18 protein-coding genes are annotated in these 21,320 nt (G+C 64.9%); 7 read left to right on the top strand and 11 right to left on the bottom strand.

Features of this window, described 5'->3' with window-relative positions; translation table 11 throughout:
- Window positions 1-157 precede the first annotated feature (157 nt).
- The 7 genes from HAP48_RS29430 to HAP48_RS29400 all read right to left on the bottom strand — a co-directional run bounded on the left by HAP48_RS29430 (window position 158) and on the right by HAP48_RS29400 (window position 7,461).
- The gene (locus HAP48_RS29430) at window positions 158-1,003 is read right to left on the bottom strand and encodes a CmcJ/NvfI family oxidoreductase (protein ID WP_166203240.1); all 846 of its coding nucleotides are present in this window, start codon (window positions 1,001-1,003) and stop codon (window positions 158-160) included.
- Window positions 1,004-1,347: 344 nt separating this feature from the next.
- Window positions 1,348-2,289: an ABC transporter substrate-binding protein gene (locus tag HAP48_RS29425; RefSeq protein WP_166203238.1), complete on the bottom strand. Its 942-nt coding sequence runs from the start codon at window positions 2,287-2,289 to the stop codon at window positions 1,348-1,350.
- Window positions 2,286-3,380, bottom strand: a complete 1,095-nt coding sequence (locus HAP48_RS29420; protein WP_166203236.1) for an LLM class flavin-dependent oxidoreductase — start codon at window positions 3,378-3,380, stop codon at window positions 2,286-2,288. Before HAP48_RS29420 ends, HAP48_RS29425 begins: the two co-directional genes overlap by 4 nt.
- Before the next feature lie 35 nt (window positions 3,381-3,415).
- Window positions 3,416-4,588 carry an acyl-CoA dehydrogenase family protein gene (locus HAP48_RS29415; protein WP_166203234.1) on the bottom strand — a complete coding sequence of 391 codons (1,173 nt, stop codon included), beginning with the start codon at window positions 4,586-4,588 and terminating at the stop codon, window positions 3,416-3,418.
- The gene (locus HAP48_RS29410; protein WP_166203232.1) at window positions 4,582-5,379 is read right to left on the bottom strand and encodes an ABC transporter ATP-binding protein; all 798 of its coding nucleotides are present in this window, start codon (window positions 5,377-5,379) and stop codon (window positions 4,582-4,584) included. The genes HAP48_RS29415 and HAP48_RS29410 overlap by 7 nt, the downstream gene beginning before the upstream one ends.
- The gene (locus tag HAP48_RS29405; RefSeq protein ID WP_166203230.1) at window positions 5,373-6,389 is read right to left on the bottom strand and encodes an ABC transporter permease; all 1,017 of its coding nucleotides are present in this window, start codon (window positions 6,387-6,389) and stop codon (window positions 5,373-5,375) included. Before HAP48_RS29405 ends, HAP48_RS29410 begins: the two co-directional genes overlap by 7 nt.
- Window positions 6,367-7,461, bottom strand: coding sequence for an ABC transporter substrate-binding protein (locus tag HAP48_RS29400; protein WP_166203228.1), 1,095 nt, complete (start codon window positions 7,459-7,461; stop codon window positions 6,367-6,369). The genes HAP48_RS29405 and HAP48_RS29400 overlap by 23 nt, the downstream gene beginning before the upstream one ends.
- Window positions 7,462-7,938: 477 nt before the next feature.
- Between HAP48_RS29400 and HAP48_RS29395 the strand changes: the two genes are divergently transcribed.
- On the top strand, window positions 7,939-8,925 hold the full coding sequence (locus HAP48_RS29395; RefSeq protein WP_166203226.1) for an ABC transporter substrate-binding protein: 987 nt from the start codon (window positions 7,939-7,941) through the stop codon (window positions 8,923-8,925).
- 312 nt (window positions 8,926-9,237) lie between these two features.
- On the top strand, window positions 9,238-10,017 hold the full coding sequence (locus tag HAP48_RS29390; RefSeq protein WP_166203224.1) for an SDR family oxidoreductase: 780 nt from the start codon (window positions 9,238-9,240) through the stop codon (window positions 10,015-10,017).
- A 264-nt stretch (window positions 10,018-10,281) separates the two neighbouring features.
- On the opposite strand, the gene HAP48_RS29385 is transcribed toward HAP48_RS29390, so the two are convergent.
- Window positions 10,282-10,581 carry an HU family DNA-binding protein gene (locus HAP48_RS29385; protein WP_021077434.1) on the bottom strand — a complete coding sequence of 100 codons (300 nt, stop codon included), beginning with the start codon at window positions 10,579-10,581 and terminating at the stop codon, window positions 10,282-10,284.
- A gap of 432 nt (window positions 10,582-11,013) precedes the next feature.
- Between HAP48_RS29385 and HAP48_RS29380 the strand changes: the two genes are divergently transcribed.
- The 4 genes from HAP48_RS29380 to HAP48_RS29365 all read left to right on the top strand — a co-directional run bounded on the left by HAP48_RS29380 (window position 11,014) and on the right by HAP48_RS29365 (window position 16,281).
- A complete protein-coding gene (locus tag HAP48_RS29380) occupies window positions 11,014-12,627 on the top strand; it encodes an ABC transporter substrate-binding protein (RefSeq protein ID WP_166203222.1) in 1,614 nt (537 codons plus the stop codon).
- Window positions 12,628-12,848: 221 nt separating this feature from the next.
- Window positions 12,849-13,826, top strand: coding sequence for an ABC transporter permease (locus HAP48_RS29375; protein ID WP_166203220.1), 978 nt, complete (start codon window positions 12,849-12,851; stop codon window positions 13,824-13,826).
- Between the two features lie 2 nt (window positions 13,827-13,828).
- Window positions 13,829-14,659 carry an ABC transporter permease gene (locus HAP48_RS29370; RefSeq protein WP_166203218.1) on the top strand — a complete coding sequence of 277 codons (831 nt, stop codon included), beginning with the start codon at window positions 13,829-13,831 and terminating at the stop codon, window positions 14,657-14,659.
- On the top strand, window positions 14,656-16,281 hold the full coding sequence (locus HAP48_RS29365; protein WP_166203216.1) for an ABC transporter ATP-binding protein: 1,626 nt from the start codon (window positions 14,656-14,658) through the stop codon (window positions 16,279-16,281). Before HAP48_RS29370 ends, HAP48_RS29365 begins: the two co-directional genes overlap by 4 nt.
- Before the next feature lie 16 nt (window positions 16,282-16,297).
- On the opposite strand, the gene HAP48_RS29360 is transcribed toward HAP48_RS29365, so the two are convergent.
- The 3 genes from HAP48_RS29360 to HAP48_RS29350 all read right to left on the bottom strand — a co-directional run bounded on the left by HAP48_RS29360 (window position 16,298) and on the right by HAP48_RS29350 (window position 20,310).
- Window positions 16,298-17,608, bottom strand: coding sequence for a fructose-1,6-bisphosphatase (locus tag HAP48_RS29360; RefSeq protein WP_275949191.1), 1,311 nt, complete (start codon window positions 17,606-17,608; stop codon window positions 16,298-16,300).
- Window positions 17,609-17,659: 51 nt separating this feature from the next.
- Window positions 17,660-18,847 (bottom strand): 6-phosphofructokinase, encoded by a 1,188-nt coding sequence (locus HAP48_RS29355; RefSeq protein ID WP_166215247.1) that lies wholly within the window; start codon window positions 18,845-18,847, stop codon window positions 17,660-17,662.
- Window positions 18,848-18,942: 95 nt separating this feature from the next.
- Window positions 18,943-20,310 carry an NAD(P)/FAD-dependent oxidoreductase gene (locus HAP48_RS29350; protein WP_166215245.1) on the bottom strand — a complete coding sequence of 456 codons (1,368 nt, stop codon included), beginning with the start codon at window positions 20,308-20,310 and terminating at the stop codon, window positions 18,943-18,945.
- Between the two features lie 78 nt (window positions 20,311-20,388).
- On the opposite strand from HAP48_RS29350, the gene HAP48_RS29345 reads away from it, so the two are divergent.
- The gene (locus HAP48_RS29345) at window positions 20,389-21,243 is read left to right on the top strand and encodes a VOC family protein (protein WP_166203214.1); all 855 of its coding nucleotides are present in this window, start codon (window positions 20,389-20,391) and stop codon (window positions 21,241-21,243) included.
- The last annotated feature ends 77 nt before the right edge of the window (window positions 21,244-21,320 follow it).

Here is a 21,320-nt window from a genome sequence, read left to right as displayed (position 1 = left end):
GCCCTCTCCCCGTTCTTCACGGGGAGAGGGTTGGGTGAGTGGCTGTTTCCGCGAGTTCCGAGCGCGGTGAGACCTGTACCCCCCTCACCCGCCGCTTCGCGGCGACCTAAGAGCGAGCTTCGCTCGTCTCGATCCCCGCAAGCGGGGCGAGGTGACTTCACTGCTTATGGAACACCAGCGTACGCAGCTCGATGCTCTCGCGCGGCGCAGCGTCCGCCGGCGTGGTCGGATCGACAAACGCCGTATGCGGCCCAAATCGCGTGCGGCCGTCGGTCGCCGAGTCGTAGCATTTGAGCAGGATCGCCTCGTCAGGCGTCATCGCGGGAATGTAGAACCAGCGATGGTTCGGATTGTACTTCACCGAATAGGTCTCGCCGCTGCGGTTCGGATAGATCAGGTCGGAGGCGATCAGATCCTCCGGCGCCACCGTGGCGCCGTCGGCCATCGCGAGCGGTGAATCGCGAAGCGGACCGCGGATCGGACGCCACAGATTGATCACCTGGACGCGGCCCTTGACGAGTTCATTGGCTTCATTGGGCAGGTGCTCGAAGACGCGGTTGTGGCCGGAGATTGCGGTCTGGTCGACATGGACGCGGGTCGCGGGCTGGCGTGGGCCGCCGCCGCGGATATCCGCCGCCCCCTCGACGCGCTTGCGCACGGTATGGTCGAAGATGAGGACGCGGTCCGCCTTCAGCGTCGCCTTCAGGAAGGCTTCGACGGCGGGGTAGTAGACGTTGCGGACTTCGTTATCGTCGTAATAGTCCTTCACGCTGGTCGGATGCTTGACCAGCGCAAAGCCCTCGCGATCGAGCGAAAAACTGTCGGCGATCAGGCGCCCGTCAAAGATCGGAACATTGTGGGCTTCGGGCAGCGCGGTGGATTTGGGTTCGCCGGGCGGCGGATCGAAAGCGTAGGTCCGGGGCTTGCCCGGCGTCGGCGCGAGATAGTTCAGTTCAGCGGTCACAAACGGCAGCGACTCGATGCGAGTTTGTTGAAGGCCCATGGTGATCTCCCGGACTCGATTGTTGGTCCCTTTGATCTTGGCAGCGCCGGTGGATGCGGCAAGGCCGCAGCGAAAATAGCAATGTTGCGGTCTTGGAAGGCGCCGTACGGGGAAGATCCTTATCGGGCAGATGCCGCCCGACGAATGGATATTTTGGGATCACGGTTTCGTTAGCGGCGTTCGCTGCGTTTTGTGGTGAGCCAGCCCTAGCAGCGTGTCATGCCCGGGCTTGTCCCGGGCATCCACGTCTTAGATTTTGCGGCTCGAAAGACGTGGATGGCCGGGACAAGCCCGGCCATGACAGATGAGTGCTAGGCCCGGGAGCGATCCTGGTCGCGCCCGCCCTACAGCCCCGCGCCCTTCTCAACCGCCGCGGCGAAGGAGCGGTCGACGATGTCGGCGGCGTTGATCTTCTGCCGGATCAGGCCCCAGCGGTCGTAGAGATCGATGGTCTTCTGCTCGTCCGCCACCACGCCGTCGTCGATCGGCGCGATGCGGATCTTGGCCCGCGTCAGCCAGTTCAGCGGCACTGCGGGCGGAATGTTCATCAGCCTGCCCCAGGTCGCCGCGTACCCCTCGACATTGCTTTGCGACCAGGCGCGCGCGGCCGCCAGCCGGCGCACGAAATCCTCGAGCTCGGCGCGTTTGTCCTTGATCGCGTCGGGCGTGGCGACCTGGAAGCCGAGGCCGGGCGTGATGCCGTCGGCGGTGATGACGCGGCGCGACTTGAACAGCACCTCCTCCTGGCTGACATAGGGCTCCCAGGTCGACCAGGCGTCGACCGAGCCCTGCGTGTAGGCGACCTTGGCATCCGACGGCGCAAGAAACACGATCTGCACGTCGCTCGCCTGCCAGCCCTTGGATTCCAGCGCCGCCAGGATCAGCTGATGACCGATCGAGCCGCGGCCGGTTGCGATCTTCTTGCCGCGCAGATCGTCAAAACTCTTGATGGCAGAATTCTCCGGCACCACGATCGCGAGCCCATCGCGCGACTGCCTGACAGCAGCGATCGCCTTGACCGGAATTTTGGCGGCGGCGGCAAAGGTGAACGGCGCGTCGCCGACCAGGCCGGTGTCGATCGCACCCGCCCCTAGCGCCTCCAGCAGCGGCGCCGCCGCGGCGAACTCCTTCCATTCGATCCTGTAGGGAACATCCTTCAGCACGCCGGCTGCTTCCATCACGGCCTGCGAATTGCCCTTCTGGTCGCCGACGCGCAGCGTGGTCTGCGCCGCGGCGACATCGATGCCGGCGAGCGCAAGCGCCGCCGCGACAATGAGACGGATCATTCGGCGGCGATCCCCCGTTGCTGGTCACGTGCTTCGATCAGCCTGCGGGTCAGCGGGATCAGCTCACGGCCATAGTCGATGGCATCGACCAGCGGATCGAAGCCGCGGATCAGGAAGTGGCTGACGCCGAGGTCGTAATAGTCGCCAAATACCTCGGCGACCTGCTCGGGCGTGCCGACCAGCGCGGTGGTGTTGCTGTTGGCGCCGGTGAGCTTTGCGATCTCGGTCCACAGCCGCTTGTCGATGCGCGTGCCATGATCGGCGAGCGCCAGCAGCCGCTTGGCGCCATCGGTCGCGTGGTTGGGGCGGCGATAACCGGTCTGGTCCTGCAGCGCGGAGGCGCGCTCGAGGATATGCTCCGCCTTCTTCCACGCCTTCTCCTCGGTGTCGGCCAGGATCGGCCGCACCGACAGGCTGAAGCGCGGCGTCGGCCGGCCGTGCTTCGCCGCAGCCGCGCGCACCCGCGCGGTGACGTCGCGCACCTGCGCGTAGGATTCACCCCACAGCGCAAAGGTATCGGCGTGCTTGCCCGCGACCTCGACCGCGGCGTCCGAGCCGCCGCCGACAAAGGTGTAGATGCCGCCCTTCTGCAGCGGCTTCACCTGCGAGAAGCCGTTCTCGACGTTGTAGTACTTGCCGCTGTAGTTGAACGGCTTCTCGCTGGTCCATTCCAGCCGTACCACGTCGAGGAATTCGCTGGTGCGGGCGTAACGCTCGTCCTTGTCGTCGAGCGTGTTGCCGTCCTGGCGCAGCTCGATGGCATTGCCGCCGGTGATGACGTGCAGCGAGACGCGGCCGCCGTAGAACTGATCCAGCGTCGCGAGCTGGCGCGCCAAGAGCGTCGGCGCGGTAAAGCCCGGGCGCTGCGCGATCATCACCTTCAACTGCTTGGTGATGGTCAGCACATGCTGCGCGACCTGCAATGCGTCCGGGGTCGTCGAGTGGAATGCCAGCAGCGCGCGATCGAAGCCGGCGAGCTCATGGGCCTTGGCGACGGTCTCGATATAGGGCGGATCGAGCACCGGGCCGGAGCGGACGATGGTCTCGGAGGCATTGTTGTTGGTGATGAAGCCGATGAACTCGACCGGCATGACTGACAACTCCGTTCTTGTTTTGGCTATTGTTTTCAGACGCCCAGCGCGGAGCGTCCGGCGGAGACACGGGTGGCATCGTCTTGCGGGGTGTGGACGCGACCGCACAGCACGTCACGGTAATGCCGCTCCAGCGGATTGGTTCGCGACAGGCCGTGATTGCTGGTCAGCGACAAGGCATCCTCCACCACTGCTGCGGCGTTATTGGTCACCGTCAGCTTGATGATGTTAGACTCGATCGCCGAAAGCGGGAAGCCGTTATCGAAATCGGCGGCAAAGCTGTCGATCAGGCGGGCATTGACCGCAAGCCGCGCTTCAATCCCGCCGACGACCTCCTGGATGCGCGGCAATGTCGCCAGCGGCGCGCCGAGATTGGCGGGCACCCGCTCCTTCAGGAACTTGACCAGCCAGTCGCGGGCCGCCCGGGCGATGCCGTCATAGATCGCGGCCACGAAGATCGCGTGCACGGTCGCCTGAGTGACGTCAGGCACCTTCCAGTCGTCGGGCTTGCGGACGTCGATCTCGTAATCCAGCGGAAACACCACGTCGTCGAAGATCACGGTGTGGCTGCCGCTGGCGCGCAGGCCGAGATGGTCCCAGGTTTCCTCGATGCGCGTCCCGGGCAACCCGGCTGGAACCAGAAACAGTCCGACACGGGTCTCCGCCTCGTCGGTCTTCGCCCAGACCGAGTACCATTTCAGGATCGGCGCGCCGGTCGAATAGATCTTGCGGCCGGTCAGCCGCCGGCCGGTCTCGGTGCGACGCGCCGTGGTCGCCGGCAGGCCGCCGCGCGCGGGCGAGCCGAGCTCGGGCTCGACACGCAACGCGTTGATCAGCGCCACGCCTTCGACCGTCTCTTTGGCGAGCTTGCGCGACAGCCGGGTCGGCCAGCGCGTGCTGCGCGCCATCACCAGATGCTGGATGTAATGCATCGACAGCACCAGCGCGGTCGACGGATCGGCCTTGCCGATGATGCCGAGCACGCGGATGGAGTCGCGGGCACCCGCCCCGCCTCCGCCGAGCGCCGCGGGCACGGTCAGCGCCAGCAGGCCCTCGCGCGAAAGATCAACGAAATTCTCGAACGGAAAGCTGGCGTCGCGGTCGTGCGCCGGGGCACGCACGGCAAACACCTCGGCGAGCTGCAACGCGCGCGCGATATGCTCCGGCTCGTTCGCCGGCGGCAGCTCCCTCGCCGCTGTCGTCACCATGTCGCCTCCAGCCCGAGCAGGCCGAGGATCTGCTTGCGCAGCTCGGCCAGATAAGGATCGCCGCGATGCCGCGGGTACGGCCGGGCGACAGCGATATCGGCCTTGATCCGCGCTGGCCGGTCGGACAGCACGATGACGCGGTTGGCGAGCACCAGCGCCTCCTCGACATCATGGGTGACCAGCAGCGTGGTAAAGCCCTTGCGCTGCCACAGCGCCACAAGCTCGGACTGCATCGCGATCCGGGTCAGCGAGTCGAGCTTGCCGAGCGGCTCGTCGAGCACCAGAATCTTCGGATCATTGACCAGCGCGCGGGCCAGCGCCACACGTTGCGCCATGCCGCCGGAAAGCTGGTGCGGATAGGCATTGCGGAACGACGACAGGCCGACCAGCTCGATCACGGCATCGACCCGATGCCGCTGCGCCTTCAGGATGCCCTGCGCCTCCAGTCCGAGCGCCACGTTGTCCCAGACCGAGCGCCACGGAAACAGCGTCGGATCCTGGAACACGACGACGCGCGACGGATGCGGGCCGGTGATTCGAGCTTCATCCTCGCGCAACGTACCGCTGCGCGGCTTCTCCAGCCCCGCCACCAGCCGCAGCAAGGTCGACTTGCCGCAGCCCGACGGGCCGAGCAGCGCGACGAACTCGCCCGGCGCGATCGAAAGATTGACATTGTCGAGCACCGGCAGAGCAGCTCCGTCGATGTCGAAGGCATGGCTGACGCCTTCGATGTCGAGCTCGGCGCCGACCGCGGGATAGGTGATCGCCTCGGCGGCGGATTGCACTACCATTTGACGACGCCCTTCTGCCAGACCAGCAGGCGGTCGCGGGTGCGGAACAGCAGCGTGATCGCGCCGGAGCAGAGCAGCGACATCACGATCAGCGCCGCATACATGTTGGCATAGGCCGCCCAGCCTTGCGCCCATTGCAGGTACCAGCCGAGCCCGGCCTTGACGCCGATCATCTCGGCGACCACGAGCACGGCAAACGACGAGCCGAGCCCCATGAACAGGCCGACGAACACATGCGGCAACGCGGCCGGGATCGCAACCTTCAGCACCAGGAACGACGGCTTGGCGCCGAGCGTGCGCGCGACGTCGTAGTACGCGCTGCTGACGCTGGCGACACCCGACCAGGTCAAAACCGTCACCGGGAAGCCGGTGGCAAGCGCGATCAGGAAGGTCGAGGCGCTCCAGCTCGAGGGGAAGGTGAAGAAGGCGATTGGCAGCCAGGCGGTCGCCGGCAGCGGACCGATGAAGCGCAGCACCGGGTGCACCCAGTAGCCGATCCTCTCGGACCAGCCGATCGAGACGCCGGTGATGAAGCCGACGGTCGCGCCGATGATGTAGCCGCCGAGCTGCAGTTTGATCGAGGCGAACACGCTGTCGAGCAGTTTCGGCAGATCGTCGGTATAGACTTCCAGGATCGACTGCGGCGGCGGGAAGAACGGCAGCGGCAGCCAGGCGAATTTCGCGGTGGCGACTTCCCACAGCGTCACGAACGCACCGAAGGCCACCAGCCATGGCGCCCGCTTGCGCAGCGCCTGCCCGGCACCGCCGAGATAATCCGCGGCGAATGTACCGAGCAGGATGAAGGCCGCGATCACGATCGCGCCGATGCCGAGCGACGAGGTCCGCGACCAGTCGCCGACATCAGGCCAATACAGGCACGACAGGCCGAAGGCGAGCCAGACGAGACTCGCCGCGAGCCCGACGCCATAGCTGCCGGAGAGGTTCGAGAAGGTGACCGCGGCGCGCGGCGCGGCCGCGGCTGTCGTATCAGACACTGAATACGTCAACATAGATCCGCTCCGCGAATTTGGCCGTGTCGGTGCTCTGCTTGAACACCTGCACCGACTTCAGATCATCGGCGTAGCCCTTGAGCTCGCGCTTCAGCACCGCGCCGGTCGGATGATGGTGATGGGTGTGGTAGCGCGCCATCGCTTCGAGATCGGCGAGGCTCGCCGCCTTCGGCGCATAGGGCTGGAACGACTTTGCCGCCTTGTCCGGGTTCTGCGAGGTGAACATAGCGGCATCGAGCAGCGCCTGGGTGATGGCGCGCGCGACGTACGGTTCTTCCCGTACCAAACTGCCGCGCAGGCCGACGATGCAGCAGCTCTTGTCGCGGTATTCGCCGTCGAGATTGGAGGCGACCTCCTTGTATTGCGCGTCCTTCAGCCAGAGATAGGCCAGCGGATCGGACGACAGGAAGGCCTGCACCTCGCCCTTCTCGACCGCGACATGGAGCAAATTGCCGGGATAGGCGCGCCAGTCGACATCCTTCACTGGGTCGATGCCGAGCTTGGAAAGCTGGATCGAGAAGAAGTTCTTGTCGGGCCCGGCAAGATCGCCGACCGCGACGATCTTGCCCTTGAGATCGGCGAGCTTGTCGACGCCGGAGCTGGTGCGGGTCAGGACGCGCATGCAGCCGCCATGGGTGCCGGCGGCGATCTTGACGTCAAAGCCCTGCTCCAGCGGCTTCAGCCAGCGCAGCGCCATGCCGAGGCCGGCGTCGCTCTTGCCGGTGGCGATCGCCTCCAGCAGCTGGTCGGTCGAGCCGGAATAGTTGACGAGCTCGACGTCGAGGTTCTGCTTCTGGAAGAAGCCGTGGTCGATCGCGACCGGTAGCGGCGCGAGGCAGACCGCGCCGGCGTTCCAGGACAGTTTTAGCTTGCGCGGCGCGCCTGATAGCGGCGGCGCATCGGATGCGGTCTTGCAGATCGGGAATTCCGAGAAGTCGATCGCCGGCGTGATCGCCCGCGGTGCAAAGGCCTGCGCGCTATAGGCCCCGATCGGCGCCGCTAGCGCCGCGGCAGCACCTGCACGCAGCAATGTGCGGCGATCCATCACCGTCTTCTTGTTGTCGACAGACATGTTCACTCCTGCATTTCGGCAAGGCTCCGCCCCGCGCGCAAAACGTGGCCGTCTGCGCGCCCCGTCGTTCGAAGCTCATGGTTCTAGAAAAAGCGGATTTCTCCGGCGCTATTGCACTCAAGGCAACGCGCAAATGATGCGGCGCGATAAGTTCATCGTCAATGAAATGGAATTTCGAATGTTGTCGGCGCGGCAGCTGATATCTCCACGATCGCATCGCGCAACGATGAAAGGATTTTGCTGTTGTCGCGACGCGCGACGTGCGACGGCGCCACCGCGACTGCATCAAATTTGAGCGGTTTGCGGCCGCATGCGCGATGTCTTCTATGCGCAGCACGTTTGACGAGATCATCCTTGTCGCGCGGGGCGCGAATTCAGATTTCCGTTTCGTTGACGACGAACGGCTTGCTCATAGACTCGATCGAACGCTGCCGCGCGTTCCGCCGCGCAGCGAAATGAATCGGAAAGCAAAGACCTATGCGCAAACTGACCCGCTCGGGCCCTCCTTCTACCTTCACCCGCCGCGCCGCGGCCGCGCTGATCACAGCAGCGATCACGCTGTCGACATCGGCAGCGGCGTTCGCGACCGACGCGATCGTGCTGCGGGTCGGCGACCAGAAGGGCGGCAACCGCTCGCTGCTCGAGATCTCCGGCCTCGCCAAGGATCTGCCCTACAAGATCGAGTGGTCGGAATTTCCGGCCGCAGCGCCGATCCTGGAGGCGATCAATGCCGGCGCGCTCGACGTCGGCTACACCGGCGACCTGTCCTTCCTCACGGTCTATGCCTCGGGCGCGCCGATCAAGGCGATCGGCGGCACGCGGTCCGATGCGCGGACGCAGGCCATCCTGGTGCGCGGGGATTCGCCGATCAAGTCGGCGGCCGATCTCAGGGGCAAGCGGCTCGCCGGCACGCGCGGCGGCTGGGGCCAGTTCCTGATCAATGCGACGCTGGAAAAGGCCGGCAGCAAGATCGAGGACGCGACCTTCGCGCCGCTCGGCCCGGTCGATGCCAAGATCGCGCTGCTCGCCGGCTCGATCGATGCATGGGCGGTGTGGGAGCCGTACATCTCCTACGCCACGCTGAAGGACAACGCGCGGGTCGTCGCCGACGGCGAGGGACTGACGCCGACCATCACCTTCATCGTCGCCTCCGACACCGCGATCGCGACCAAGCGCGCGGCGGTGCAGGATCTGGTGCAGCGGCTCAACAAGGCCCGGCTGTGGTCGCTCGACCATGTCGCCGAATACGCCAGGAGCACGGCCGAGCTGACCAAACTGCCGGAGGACGTGCTGCTCGCCGCCTACACCGCGCAGAAAACATCGCCGATTGCGATCGACGAGGCCGTGGTGAAGGAAGTGCAGGCGGCATCCGATCGCGCCACGCGCTACGGCATCCTCGGCAAGACGCTCGATGTCAGCAAGGCCGTCGACCGCAGCTTCACGGCGGGCGCCAATTCAAACTAGTGCCTTCTTCACCTCCCCTTGAAAAGGGGAGGTCGGTTTGCGCAGCGAACCGGGTGGGGATCCTGCCTCCGCGAACACCAGTGCTCGCGGCGAGCAACCCCCACCCCGCCCTCCCCCTTTCACGGGGAGGGAGTCTAGGCGGCGGTGGTCACCTCACGGAGTGCCCCACCGCGCCCCACAACGGAGACCTCCGATGTCCGGCCCGCTCCATCTCGCACTAATCGTCACGGCACACCTGCTCTGCATGACCTTGTTGGTCGCATTGTCGGTTTGATAGCGTTGTCCCCGGGATCATGCCCAGGGAGAACAACAATGAACCTATCAATGAAAGACCGCGTCGCCGTGGTCACCGGCGGCAGCAAGGGCATCGGTATTGCAGTGGCGCGGCGGTTTGCGGAATCCGGCGCCAGGGTGGCGATCCTCGCCCGCGGCGCCGCCGACCTCGCCGCGGCGCGCGAGGCGCTTGCCAAGGATGGCCTCGTGGTACGCGATTACGTCTGCGACGTCGCGAAGGCCGCCGACATCACCAGGGCGCATGACCAGATCGTCGGTGATCTCGGCAAGATCGACGTGCTGGTCAACAACGCCGGCACGGCGCGCACGCAGGCCTTCGAGAGCATCAGCGACGAAGCCTGGCAGGACGACCTCGACCTGAAGCTGTTCGCCGCGATCCGCTTCAGCCGGCTGGTGTGGCCGGGCATGAAGCAGCGCAAATGGGGCCGCATCATCAACGTGCTCAACACCTTCGCCAAGGCGCCGGCCGGCAATTCCGCGCCGACCTCGGTGTCGCGCGCCGCCGGCATGGCGCTGACCAAGGTGATGGCCAACGAAGGCGGTGAGCACAACATCCTGGTCAATGCGCTGCTGGTCGGCCTGATCATGAGCGATCAATGGGTCAAGCGGCATGCTGCCCAGGCGCCGGACACGGATTTCGGGGAATTCGCCAAAGGCCTTGCCAAGGGCACGCCGCTCGGCCGCATCGGCACGGCGGAGGAGTTCGCCAACCTCGCCTGCTTCCTGGCCTCGGAGCAAGGCTCCTACATCACCGGTACCGCCATCAATGTCGATGGTGGCCGATCGCCGGTGGTCTAGAGCCTTTTTCCGTTCCGATGGAATCGGAACGAGGCTCTAGATTTTTTTTGACGCGTTTTCTTTACGCGAACCGAAATCCACTTCGCTCGAAAACGCTCTGGAGCTCCGGTTCAGGTTCAACCAGAACCGAAGCTCCAGATTTTGCTTTGGCGCGTTTTCTTCACGCGAACCGGTGTCCACTTCGCTCGAAAACGCAGCTGGCAACCTACGGCAGGAAGCGACGGCTCAAAAGCAAAAGGCCTCCGTCACCGGAGGCCTTTCATCTTAAACCGCGTCCTTGGCGGCCTTGACCGGCCGTGCGCGGACGATCTTCCGGGCCGGCTTGGCCTTGAACATCATCTCTTCGCCCGTGAAGGGGTTGGTGCCCTTGCGCGCCTTGGTCGCAGGCTTCTTGACGACAACGAACTTCGCGAAGCCGGGGACGAGGAATACCCCGGCCTTCTTCAGCTCCTTGTGGCCGACATCGACAAGCGAGTCCAAGACGTTCTTGACGTCGCGCTTGGAGAGTTCGGTGGTGGTCGCGATCTTCTCGATCACTTGCGACTTCGACAATTGGGTAGCCATGGTTGCTCCATTGATTCTGGAATGGGCACGATATGGCGGAAAACGCCGAGAAAAACAGTGTTTTCTGCACTCCCCACAGCAATATCGCTGTGGACAGCCCCCGAATCGGGGATTTTTCCAGTGTTTTTTCAAGTCAAGGCGCTTCCGACCCCTAAAATTACAGGGTTTGCGCGGCTTCGGGGCTCCCGAAACAGGCCCCCGAGAGAATCACCGCACACATCTTGAAGCGTCCGGGAGCGACAATGCGGCGCGGAATTCGGGTTGCGACGCGCTGCGACACTCCACTTCAGGTTTCGGAAACGATCCTCCAAAAGGGCGAGGCATTAGAAAATGACTCGGGTTCCCATTCCATCGTAACATTGTCAAAGGCCGCCACGACCGACCAGCTGGCCAGCCGATACAAGCCTTTATGTAAGTTCTGGAGACCCGCGTATGGATTTGACCCGCCTTGAGATCAACCGCCGCACGGCCCTGCTGACCTCGGCCGCGATTGCGGCCAATGTCATCAATCCGATGCGGGCATTCGCGCAGGAAACCCCGCGCAAGGGCGGCGTGTTCAACGTCCATTACGGCGCAGAGCAGCGCCAGCTCAACCCGAGCATCCAGGCCTCGACCGGCGTCTACATCATCGGCGGCAAGATTCAGGAGAATCTGGTCGACCTCGACGCCCAGGGACAGCCGGTCGGCGTGCTCGCCGAGAGCTGGGAGGCGGCGCCTGACGGCAAGACCGTCACCTTCAAGCTGCGCAAGGGCGTCACCTGGCACGACGGCAAGCCGTTCACCTCGGAGGACGTCGCCTTCACCGCGATGAACATGTGGAAGAAGATCCTCAACTACGGATCGACGCTGCAGCTTTTCCTCACCGCGGTCGACACGCCCGATCCGCAGACCGCGATCTTCCGCTACGAGCGGCCGATGCCGCTGAACCTCCTGCTTCGCGCCCTGCCCGACCTCGGCTATGTCTCGGCCAAGCATCTTTATGAGAGTGGCGACATCAGGCAGAACCCGACCAATCTGGCGCCGGTTGGCACCGGCCCGTTCAAATTCGTCAAATATGAGCGCGGGCAGTACATCATCGCTGACCGCAACCCGGACTATTGGCGGCCGAACGCGCCCTATCTCGACCGCATCGTCTGGAAGGTGATCACCGACCGCGCCGCCGCGGCCGCGCAGATGGAGGCCGGCGAGTTGCACTACAGCCCGTTCTCGGGGCTGACCATCTCGGACATGGCGCGGCTCGGCAAGGACAAGCGCTTCATCGTCGCGACCAAGGGCAATGAGGGCAACGCCCGCACCAACACCATCGAGTTCAACTTCCGCCGCAAGGAGCTGTCCGACATCCGCGTCCGCCGCGCCATCGCACACGCGATCAACGTGCCGTTCTTCATCGACAATTTCCTTGGCGATTTCGCCAAGCTCGGCACCGGGCCGATTCCCTCGACCTCGACCGACTTCTATCCCGGGCCGAACACGCCGCAATACGCTTACGACAAGGCCAAGGCGATCGCGCTGCTCGACGAGGCCGGCTTCAAGGCCTCCGGCGGCAACCGTTTCTCGCTCAAACTGCTGCCGGCGCCGTGGGGCGAGGACATCTCGCTGTGGTCGACCTTCATCCAGCAGTCGCTGGGAGAAGTCGGCATCCAGGTCGACATCGTGCGCAACGACGGCGGCGGCTTCCTCAAGCAGGTCTATGACGAGCACGCCTTCGATCTCGCGACCGGCTGGCACCAATACCGCAACGACCCCGCGGTCTCGACCACGGTGTGGTACCGCTCCGGCCAGCCCAAGGGCGCGCCGTGGACCAACCAGTGGGGCTGGGAGGACAAGACCGTCGACAAGACCATCGACGATGCCGCGACCGAAGTCGATCCGACCAAGCGCAAGGCGCTCTATGCCGACTTCGTCAAGGAGGTGAACACCGAGCTGCCGGTCTGGATGCCGATCGAGCAGATCTTCGTCACCGTGATCACGGCAAAGGCGCGCAACCACTCCAACACCCCGCGCTGGGGCTCGGCGAGCTGGCACGATCTTTGGCTTTCGGCCTGAGGCCGCTTCTCCCTCGCCCGGCTCTTGCGGGGAGAGGGTCGGGGTGAGGGGCTCCATCCGCGAGATTAGTCTATCGATAGACCTGTACCCCCTCACCCGGATCGCATCTATCGATGCGATCCGACCTCTCCCCGCAAGCGGGGCGAGGTGACTTTGAGGCCAACGCCAGCTCCCTGACGCGCACCAGTGTCGCCATCGTTCGAAAGCGCTATAGATAGCCGATGCGTATCCTGAGCCTTGCGGGGCGGCGGCTTGCCGCCTCGATCCCGACCCTATTCCTGATCCTGATCGGTGTGTTCCTGCTGTTGCAGCTCGCGCCGGGCGACACCGTCGATGCGCTGATGGCGCAGATGGGCGGCGGCGATGCCGCGACCGCAAAGGAATTGCGCAAGTTCTACGGGCTCGACCTCTCGGTGCCGGCGCAGCTCGCCAATTATCTGTGGCGGCTGGTGCGGCTCGATCTCGGCTTCTCCTCGATCTACGGCAAGCCGGTGGCGACCGTGATCCTGGAACGGTTGCCGCCGACCATCCTGCTGATGACCGCGTCGCTGTCCTTCGCGTTCTTCTTCGGCCTGCTGTTCGGCGTGATCGCCGCGCGCGGCGTCAACCGCTGGCCGGACACGATGATCTCCACCCTCGGCCTGATCTTCTACGCCACTCCCTCGTTCTGGTTCGGGCTGATGGCGATCGTCGTGTTCTCGGTCTATCTGCAATGGCTGCCATCCGGCGGCTTCCAGGATATCGGGACGGTGCAGACCGGAATCCGGGGCGTGCTCGATATCGCCGCCCATCTGGTGCTCCCGACCCTGACGCTCGGGCTGATCTTCCTTGCGATCTATCTGCGCATCATGCGCGCCTCGATGCTCGAGGTCTTGAATCTCGATTTCGTCCGCACCGCCCGCGCCAAGGGGCTCGATGAAACCCATGTCATCACCCGCCATGTGTTGCGCAACGCGCTGCTGCCGATGGTGACACTGATCGGATTGCAGGCCGGCACCATGCTCGGCGGCTCGGTCGTGGTCGAGAGCGTGTTCTCCCTGCCCGGCCTCGGCCGGCTTGCCTATGAGTCGGTGGTGCAGCGCGACCTCAACACCCTCCTCGGCATCGTCTTCGTGTCCGCACTGCTCGTCATCGTCGTGAATTTCGTCGTCGACCTGCTCTACGCGCGCCTCGATCCGCGCATCGCGGCGGAGGGCTGACGATGGACGCGGTGAAACGCTACTTCCGCAGCCCGGCCGCGGTGATCGGCCTGATCCTCCTGCTGCTGGTGATCGCGATGGCGATCAGCGCCGGCTTGCTCTATCCGCGCGATCCCCTCGCTTTGGCGGGCCGGCCGCTGATTTGGCCGTTCTCCAACCCGCGCTTCCTGCTCGGCACCGACAATTCCGGCCGCGACATCGCCGCGCAGATCTTTTACGGCGCGCGCATCTCGCTCCTGATCGGCGGCGTCGCCACCATGATCGCGATCCTGATCGGCATCCTGGTCGGCGCCTTCGCCGGCTATTATGGCGGCTGGGTCGACAATGTCTTGATGCGGATCACCGAAGCGTTCCAGACCCTGCCGAACTTCGTGCTGCTGCTGGTGCTGGTCGCAGTGTTCGGCTCGACCCTGACCACGGTGACCATTGCGGTCGGCGTGGTGTCGTGGCCGGCGCCGGCGCGGCTGACCCGCGCCGAGTTCCTGTCGCTGCGCAACCGCGAATTCGTGCAGGCGGGCAAGACGCTCGGCATGAAGGACGTCCAGCTGATCCTCGGCGAGATCCTGCCCAACGCACTGCCGCCCGTGATCGTCTATGCCAGCGTGGTGATGGCGGTCGCGATCCTCTTGGAAAGCGCGCTGGCGTTCCTGCGGCTGTCCGATCCCAACGTCGCCTCCTGGGGCAATCTGATCGGGCTCGGCCGCGACGTGCTCCGCGTGCAATGGTACGTCTCGGCAATCCCCGGCATCGCGATCCTGGTCACCGTGCTCGCGGTGTCGCTGGTCGGCCAGGGCCTCAACGATGCGCTCAATCCGAGGCTGAAGAGCCGATGAGCGAGACGGTCCTTTCGCTCAACGGACTGACGGTGCGCCTGCCCAAAGGCGCCGACCGGCCGCACGCGCTTTCCGACGTCTCGCTGTCAGTTGCCTCCAACGAGATCCTCTGCGTGGTCGGCGAATCCGGCTCCGGCAAATCGATGATGGCGAACGCCATCATGCGGCTGCTGCCGAATGAGGTGACCATCGAACAGGGCCGGATGATGTTCGACGGCCGCGACCTCTGTGCCGCCGATAGCGCCGAAATGCGCGAGGTGCGCGGCGCCGGGATCGCGATGATCTTCCAGGAGCCGATGACGGCGCTCAATCCGCTGCGCACCATCGGCGACCAGATCGGCGAGATGTTCTCGATTCACACCGGCCTGTCGAAGGCCGAGATCGCTGCGCGGGTGCAAGCGCTGCTCGAGGACGTGCGCATCCCCGACCCCAAGGCTGCCGCCAAGGCCTATCCGCACGAGCTCTCCGGCGGCCAGCGCCAGCGCGCCATGATCGCGATGGCGCTGGCGCTCGACCCCAAGCTTTTGATCGCGGACGAGCCGACCACTGCGCTCGACGTCACGACGCAGGCGCAGATCCTGAAGCTGATCCGCGATCTGCAGCAGCGCAAGAAGACGGCGGTGCTGTTCATCACCCATGATTTCGGCGTGGTCGCCGAGATCGCCGACCGCGTCGTGGTGATGCAGCATGGCGCGATCGTCGAGCAAGGCGCGGCCGAGACGGTGCTGAATGACCCGCAGCATGCCTACACCAGGCAGCTGATGTCAGCTGTTCCGCCGCTCACGGCGCCGCCGCCGCGCATTCTCTCCGGCAAGGACATCCTGACCATCGACGGCGTCTCCAAAACCTACCGCACCGGCGGCTTCCTCGGCCGCGGTGCGCGGGTCACGGAGGCAGTCAAGAACGTCTCGCTGCACCTGCCGCGCGGCGCGACGCTCGGCATCGTCGGCGAATCCGGTTCGGGCAAATCGACGCTCGCCCGCTGCATCGTGCGGCTGATCGATCCGGACGCCGGATCGATCGTGCTCGACGGCAAGGACTGGGCGAAGCTGACGCGCGAGGAGGTGCGCCGCGAGACCCGCCACATCCAGATGGTGTTCCAGGATCCCTTCGCCTCGCTCAACCCGCGCCGCAAGGCGGCCGAGCTAGTCGCGCAGGGACCGATCGTGCATGGCACCGACCGCACCACGGCGATCGCGGAGGCGCGAAAGCTGTTCGAACTGGTCGGCCTTGACCCCTCCGCCGGCGACCGCTTCCCGCACGAATTCTCCGGCGGGCAGCGGCAACGCATCGGGCTCGCGCGGGCGCTGGCGCTGAAGCCGGACGTGCTGGTCGCCGACGAGCCGGTCTCGGCGCTCGACGTCTCGGTGCAGGCGCAAGTGCTGAAGCTGCTGGCCGGGCTGCGCCAGCAGCTTGGCCTCTCCATCATCTTCATCACCCACGATCTGCGGGTCGCCGCGCAGATCTGCGATCTGGTCGCTGTCATGAAGGACGGCGCGGTGGTCGAGCAAGGGCTGACCGCCGACGTGTTCGGCAAGCCGCAGCATCCCTATACGCAGGCGCTGCTCGCGGCGATCCCCGGCGGCGCGTTCGCGCGCGAGCACGACACCGCAACCGTGTAGCCGGGCACGCGCGGCCCTACTCCGCCGCTTGTGGCTCGGACTCCTCGCGCAGCCGGAAGCGCTTCAGCAATCCGGATACCGTGTCGCGGAAGCCGCCATATTCCAGCTCAGAATAGGGTAGCATCGCGGCACCGGACCAGCCCTGGCTGCGCATCTCGATCGCCTTGCGCTGGGCGCGCTGGCGGACCTCGTCCCACGCAAGGTTGTCAAAGAAATCGGCATAGGACTCCGAAAACTTCCCGTCCCGGTCGATCGAGAAGCCGACACAGGAAACGATCGGCAGGCAGTACATCCCCGTCACCGGGGTGTTGAGCGGCACCGGCATGAGCGGCATCACATGCGAGCCGCGCGCATCGCCACCCACGAAGTGCGCCTTGACGAATGGCGAGATGATTTCTTCGGGCGCCGCGAAAATGCCCTGGTTCCTGACGATCGCGACCGGATCATCCTTGCCGGTGTACTTGCCTGCGATAGAGTGAAGGCGCTGCGCCGAAACGGCGACGGCGACCTCGTCATAGGTTTTCGAGACGATGCGATCAATGCCGAAGCGCTCGTTGTCGCGAAGCAGCGCCGCAATATGGTAGCCGTCCGCCGGCGCATCGAGTTCGATCACGCTGTCGCCGGCCGTGTTGTCCATATCGATGATATGGAAACGGAAGCCCTTGATCATCGGGGGCAGCATCAGCCCGGCGCAATACATCGGATCGGCAAAGGCCAGATAGAGCGGCAGGTTGTAGGCGCCGGGGCCGCATTTGTCGGCGGCGAACACCATGAAGGATTCCGCCGGTCTCGCGCCCGAGAGGCTGTGGTCGAAGCTGAGTTCGGCGACGCCCGGACCCGCGCCGCGAACGTTTCCGGAAGGGGCGTCGACGAGAAGATCCTGGCCGGCGCCGTAGAGCCCGGAGGTCTTCGCAACCGCAGTGGCCGCGAGAAACGTCTTCCAGGCGAATTGATGGACTTCGGAGCTCCCTTCGCCCCGCGTGTGCGTCATGATGATCGCAATATCGTCGCCGGTATGGCGGACGAAACCGTCGATCAGGAGACCGTTGTCGATCGCTTTCGCGACCTCCCCTTCGACAGCCGCCATCATGCGCGCAGATGGTTTCGTATGGCCCCCAACGGAGCCAATGTCAGCCTTGATGACCGAAATTGTGAGTTTCATAGCATCCCTCCGACCGCAGCTCAGCGCCTTCGCCTCGGCGCTCGCTGCGCCGAGGGCGACGGCGCGCTGATTCACAAAAAGAACGTTGTGTGGTGCGACGGGTTCCCTGTGCAGGATCCACACGGAATTATGGCCCCGCTGCCGGCTTGTGTCGATACGCGCCAACGACACATTCGGAATGGCCAGCCATGCTCGATGGGGTTACCACCTCCCGCGCTAGAAAGCGCGGTTGAGAAAGATCGGCAAGCCCCGCTTGTTGGAATAGAGAGGACGGTAGCGCTCGGTGTTGTACGCGCTCGCGACGTCCAATTTGCGCGGTCCGAGCTTGGCGTCGGGGATTGGCACGAGGTCGTAGCGGCCCTCGACCAGCGCCGACATGAGGCCGGTCTTGCCTTCCAGGATTGCATCGTAGGCCAAGTTGCCGAACGTCAGCGCCACAAGCTTGTCGATGAAGTCCGGATCGCCTGACCGCAGGTCGTAGGTGAGGTCAGAGACGATGGTCTCCTCGCCGGTGCGCCGCTTAATCTCGTCCGCGAACGCTTCGGCCACGCTCGCCTTCCTGCGGTGACCGTAGGCGTCAGGCTCGCCGAATTCCTGCACCTTGTAGCCCTCCCACTCGGCACCCTCGCTGAGCACGATCAGCGCGTAGTTGCTTGGGTTGCCGTGCTTATCATCGAGGAGAAGCTGGGTCAGCTTGTCGAGATTGACCTTGTACTCCGGTATGGCGCATCGGATCGAGGTTGCGTATGCGGTATACAGCGCCGTAAAGCCGGCATCGCGACCAAAGACGCGGAAAATGCCAATTCGCTCGTGCGAGCCGACGGTGGTGCGCTGGCGCTGGATGGCATCGCTGGCACGGGTGATCGCTGTCGAGAAGCCGATGCAGTATTCGGTGTTGCGAACGTCGTTGTCCATCGTCTTCGGGATGGCAATGATCTTGACGCCTTGCCTGTTGAGCTTGTCCGCGTAGCTGAGAGTATCGTCGCCGCCGATGGCGATCAGATGTTCGATACCGAGCCCCGCGAGGTTCGCCAGCACCTCGCTGGTGAGGTCCCACGTCGTGGTTGCGATGCCGCCTTTGGTGCTCTGGGAAACCGGAAAGTCGTGGCCCGCGAGATGATCGGGCAACTTCTTCATTTTGGAGGGATTGGTGCGGCTCGAGTGCAGCACGGTGCCGCCGCGCCGGTCGATGACGCGCGTGTTTTCGCGGTTCAGCGGGATGATGTAGTGGGACTTGCTGGCCGGGTCGTCGAGGTTCAGGTGTGTGAGGGCCTCCCAGCCGCGGCGGAGACCGACAACCTCGATGTCGTCCTCGCTGCCGCGATAGGTCACACTCTTGATCACCGCGTTAAGGCCGGGGACGTCACCGCCGCCCGTGAGAATACCAATGCGCTTCCTCGCCATACCCACCTCCCAGGAATCGGTATCTGGCAATAATGCCTGCGTCGCGTCGGGGTTTCCACAATATCTCGCGCGCGTGGCGCGACGTCGGTCCGCATTTACGGTGAGCGGCGCGAGGCGAGCAAATACTCCGCCCAGCGCAACAGCTCGAAGCGATCGCCCTTGACCAGCTCCTGTGCATCGCGACGCCGGTAGAGCACCAGCATCCAGGGCGCGAGCTTGCGCAACAATCCGTGCGCCATGTACTGCACCGGCTCGGTGAACGGCAGCGCCAGCTCGCTTTCCGGCACGCCCTGGACCGCTCTGGCCAATTCGCGGCCGAGCGGAATCGTCAGCGCGACGGCGCGGCCGTTGCAGCCGGTCCAGCCATAGGCGTTCGGTCCCAGCCGGTGCATGCGCGGCAGGAAATCCGCCGTCATCCCGACATAGCCGTTCCAGACATAGTCGAAGGAGACGTCGCCGATCTGCGGCCATATCAGCTGCAACCGCTCGGTTACCCGCGCCTTCAGCCGCCCGGTCTTGTCGCCCGGGCCGAGCACGGCGCCGCCGGTGACCAGACGATTGCGAGCATCGTAGCGCGCGAAATACAGCTCACCATGGGTGTCCGACATCGCCTGCCGGCCGGGGATGATGGTCTTGCGGACATTGTCCGACAGCGGCTGCGTCGCCATCTGCCAGGACAGCACCGGCATCACCTCGGTTGCGATCTCCGGCACCAGCGATTTTGTGAACTCGCCGCTATAGGCATTGGTCGCGACCACCAGCGCGCGGCCGGAGATTTCGCCCTGCTCGGTCTTCACCACCCAGCGGTCGCCGCGGCGCTCGAAACTCGTCGCGGGCGAACGGGCATAGATCCGCGCACCGAGGCCGAGCACGGTGCGCGCAAGGCCCCGCGCCAGCGCCAGCGGATTGACGTGCCCGCCGGTCCTGTTCCAGAAGCCGCCATACCACGAATCCGAGCCGAGCATGTCTCGGGTCTGATCGCGCGACAGCAGTTCGACCGGCGCGCCGAATTTCGACCATTGCTGCACCCGCCGCTCCGCGATCTTGATGCGGCCCGGCGAATGCACCGGCTGCACCCAACCGGCCTGCTCCTGCTCGGCCTCAATGCTGTAGCGCTTGACGACGTCGAACAGCATGGACGCGCTGTCGCGCAGCATCGCGACGAAGCGCTCGCCGGCCGCACCGTGCCGCGCAATGATGTCCTCGGGATCAGGCCGCGACAGCGTCGGGATTACCTGGCCGTTGTTGCGGCCCGAGGCGCCCCAGCCCGGCTCGGCGGCCTCGACGATCGCGACGTCGACATTGGCCTCGCGCAGATGCAGCGCGGTCGATAGACCAGTGAAACCGCCGCCGATGATGACGACATCGGCCTGCTGCGCACCGGTCAGTTCGGGGCAATCGGGGCCCGGCGGCGTCACTGCTGCCCAGAGCGAATTGGGCCAGCGCACGGCATTACTGTTCATCATGATCCTTTCTTGCGGGCGCCTGGTCATTCTGGTTAGCTTTACTCTACTCTCTTATTCCAGCCGGGAAGACAACAAGTGGCACTCAAGAACGTCATCGGAATCGATCACGCCGTGGTCATGGTGAAAGACCTCGACAAGGCCGCCGAGAATTACAAGCGGCTCGGCTTCACCGTGTCACCGCGCGGTACCCACAGCGCGCATATGGGATCGGGCAACTACACCATCATGTTCGATCCCGATTACATGGAATTGCTTGGCGTGCTGACGCCGACAGAACATAATGCGCCGGCGCGCGCCTTCCTCGAGAAGCGCGGTGAAGGCATCGAACGGATCGCATTCACCGCGGTGGATTCGGCAGCCGGTGCCGAGGAGATTCGCGCGCGCGGCTACACGCCGATCGGGCCGACCGATTTCGAACGCCCGGTGACGCTGCCGAACGGCACGGTCTCCGCGGCGAAATTCCGCACCTTCCAGTGGCCGACCGCCGAAGCACCCGGCGGCGTCCGCATCTTCGCCTGCCAGCACAAGACACGCGAGACGGTGTGGATTCCCGAATTGATGACGCACGCCAATGGGGCAAAACGCCTCAAGCAGGTGTTGATCGTCTCGCCGGATCCTGCGACCGATGCCGCGCATCTCTCCAGGATGATCGATATCGCCGTCAGGAACGACGCCGACGGTGCGATTGCGGCGCCGTCCGGCGGCGATCGTGCCGACTTCGTGTTCCTGACGAAAGACCAGCTCGGCAAGCGCTATCCCGGCGTGTCGCTGGATGGCCTGTCTGATCGCGGCGGCGCCGGTCTCGTGATCGCGGCCGACCTTGCCGCAACCGAGAAGGCGCTTGGCACAACCGGCGTGAAGAGCGGCAGCAGCATCTGCGTCCCGCCGGCTGCCGGCAACGGCACCCTGCTCGCCTTCGTCAAGGCATAGCTGCCATTACACGCGCGGCGCTGCGTTATGCAGCGGCGCCGCGCATGTGGGACTAGGCAGATCGAGTTGAGACGCTA

The organism is Bradyrhizobium septentrionale, from assembly GCF_011516645.4.
In the GTDB taxonomy this organism is placed as follows: domain Bacteria; phylum Pseudomonadota; class Alphaproteobacteria; order Rhizobiales; family Xanthobacteraceae; genus Bradyrhizobium; species Bradyrhizobium septentrionale.
This window is presented reverse-complemented; position numbering and strand designations above follow the sequence as displayed.